2 protein-coding genes are annotated in these 2,833 nt (G+C 52.5%); both read left to right on the forward strand.

Annotation, left to right across the window (positions count from 1 at the left end):
• Positions 1 to 840 (forward strand): C45 family autoproteolytic acyltransferase/hydrolase (locus D5S03_RS13460; RefSeq protein WP_287044441.1); only part of this gene is annotated, 840 nt, incomplete at its 5' end.
• Between the two features lie 227 nt (positions 841 to 1,067).
• Positions 1,068 to 2,828 (forward strand): uracil-xanthine permease family protein, encoded by a 1,761-nt coding sequence (locus D5S03_RS13465; protein WP_008870053.1) that lies wholly within the window; start codon positions 1,068 to 1,070, stop codon positions 2,826 to 2,828.
• Positions 2,829 to 2,833: the final 5 nt, after the last annotated feature.

Here is a 2,833-nt window from a genome sequence, read left to right on the forward strand (position 1 = left end):
GAGCACATCCTGCTCAATGCCCTGGAACTTTACGGCACCATGAGCGGATGCTCCGCCATATTTGCCTGGGATGATTATACGCCCGGCGGACAGCTGATTGCCGGAAGAAACTACGACTGGTTCGACAGCTACACGGATTTTGCCGAAAGCCTCACCGTTACCGTCTTCAATCCGGATTCCGGAGTTCCAGCTACTATTGTCACCCTTGCCGGGGTAATCTATGCCACAACCGGAATGAATGCCAAGGGGCTTTTTCTGGAGCTGAACAATGCATTACCTTCCGGTGGTGGACTCACCTATACCAACCGGGTACATGCCATAAGCAATCTCATGGCTTTTCTTTTCGACTACGAAAGCATGGAACAACTGGACGCGGCCATGAACACCACCCGTTCCAATTTTTCCTATATTATTAATACAGCCGACTCCAGGGGGGCTTATTCCTATGAATGGCCACCTTTTGATCTCCTCCGCCGCTCAGGGGATGAGCCCGGGCTTCTGGTGTCCACCAACCATTTTGTTGATCCCTCATGGGGTCTGATGCAACAGGAGGGTACCGGGTTTCGATCCGTTGAGCGCCGCGACAACCTGCTGGAGCAGGCCCGCAAATACAAGGGAAATATTGATCTGGGGAAAATGATGGACATGTTGGACACGCCCCTGGAAAAGGGCGGACCCACCTGGCCGGATCAAGGTGATATCCGGACCGTTTATCAGGTAGTCGCAGTGCCGGAGTCGCTCGCTTTGTGGGTCAAGGTGCCCGGCTTTCAAGACTGGATCGGTATTGACCTCAAATCACTTTTTCATGAACAGGGATCAGAAGTCAGAGGTTCGGGGTAAGTTCAAATAAATGTAACCATTCAGTATCCGACTTTTTGCAGTCGCATATTGATATGTTTTGCGTAAATTTTTTACCCTGCAACTACACTTAGAAAATGGATTAATTGTTAAATTATGGACGGATAAGTGTCGTTGTAGAGTTAATTGCAGACCTGTTTTCCAGTCGAAATCACAGCGATTGAATCAGAATAAGTATCCTTAACCATGTATCTCGCCGGAAATGCTGCATGCAGAATAATAAAAGTTCGACTTTCAAAGACATGAAGAAACGGTCCAGGGCTCCGGGCCATCTTTTGTATGCCGTTGACGAGCATCCTCCATGGTGGATGAGTGCATTGCTGGGCCTGCAGCTGGTACTGCTCATCGTTGGTCCCATAACCATTACTCCGGTGGTGGTGGCCAGGGTGGCTGAAATCGACCCCGGGCAGTTCTCTTGGATCATTTTCGCCTCGCTTGTGGCCAGCGGCATCGGTACCTTTGTCCAGGTCCGGCGGGTGGGCAAAATCGGGGCAGGGTATCTGCTGTTTATCGGTTCCTCAGGGGCGTTTATCGCCTGTTCTCTGGCAGCGGCCGAGGTAGGGGGCATGTCCCTGGTGGCCACCATGGCTGTTCTTTCGGCTCCGCTGCAGATTCTTTTCGGGCTGTTTTTAGGTCCTTTGCGCAGGATCATCACTCCCCTGGTGGGAGGCGTGATCATAATGCTCATTGTAGTCAGTGTGCTGGGAATCGCCCTGGATCTCATGAGCGGACAGCAGGAGGATGTTCCGCAAAGTTACTACCTCCTGGTATCAGTGGGCACTCTGGTGTTCATCCTCCTCCTGGCGGTGTTCGGAAACAGGGTGGTGCGTTTGTGGAGCCTGGTGCTGGGTATTTTTGCCGGCACACTCATGGCATCATTTCTGGGCATGACCGACTTTTCCGGGCTGGCCGGGGAAAGCTGGGCCGGACTGCCTTCGGGCAGCTGGCCTGGATTCTCCCTGGTCCCTGCACCTGAGTTTTTGTCCATATACCTGGCCTTTGCCCTGGTGACCATTGTGGGGGGCGTGGAAACCCTGGGCGACAGCATGGCCATCCAGAAGATCTCACAGCGAAATTTCCGCAAAATCGACTATGAAAGGGTCCAGGGGGCCATATATGCCGATGGTACAGCCAACGCAATAGCCGGAGCCCTGGGAACAATCCCCAACACCACCTATTCCAATGCCATTCCGGCGGTGGAGCTTACCGGTGTTTCCGCCCGCAGGGTCGGCTACTGCGCTGCCCTTATCCTGGTGCTTCTGGCCTTTTCCCCCAAAATGGCCGCACTCATTGCCGCAATTCCTTCCCCTGTAATCGGGGCTTTTTTGTTTGTCCTGCTGTCCATGCTTTTTGTAACCGGGATAAAGCTGGCGGCTTCCCATGGGCTTAATTATGAAAGCGGGATTATAATCGGGGTTTCCTTCTGGACAGGCTATGCCTTTGAAAACCAGTTCTTTTTCCCTGATATGATTCCGGAAGCTGCCGAGCCTTTCATGGCCAATGGCATGGCCATGGGCGGACTTGCCGCTATTTTGCTAAGCCTTCTCTTTCACTTGAGACCCGCAGGCCAGGCCAGCTTTGTCGTGGAGCGCAACGTGCGGGATTTTACCCGGCTGCAGAATTTTATCAATGAATACGCCTCAGCCAGGAAGATTGCCCCTTATCAGTTACAGAAGCTGCACCTCACCGCAGAGGAACTTTTCGCTTATCTCTGCGCTTCAGAAGAGTTCAAGGCTCCGCGCATGCAGGTGAACCTGCGCAGGGAAAACAGAAAAATTTACGTGGAATTCATCGACTCTTCCTCTGCCCGGGACCTGGACTTTGCCCTTGAGGCACTAGAGGAAAAAGACGGAGAGGTGGATCCCGCAGAACTCGGGCTTCTTCTTCTGGGAAAATATGCCGAAAACATAAGGCATATCAAGATCGGAGGCATCAACTATATTTCCTTTGAGCTGCCTGATGAAGAGTAGGAACA

This window comes from Desulfonatronospira sp. MSAO_Bac3 (genome assembly GCF_003838035.1).
Lineage (GTDB): Bacteria > Desulfobacterota > Desulfovibrionia > Desulfovibrionales > Desulfonatronovibrionaceae > Desulfonatronospira > Desulfonatronospira thiodismutans.

Excerpts from the sequence above, each read along its gene's own strand:
- D5S03_RS13465 (WP_008870053.1), top strand. The coding sequence starts at position 1,068 with ATGCAGAATAATAAAAGTTCGACTTTCAAAGACATGAAGAAACGGTCC.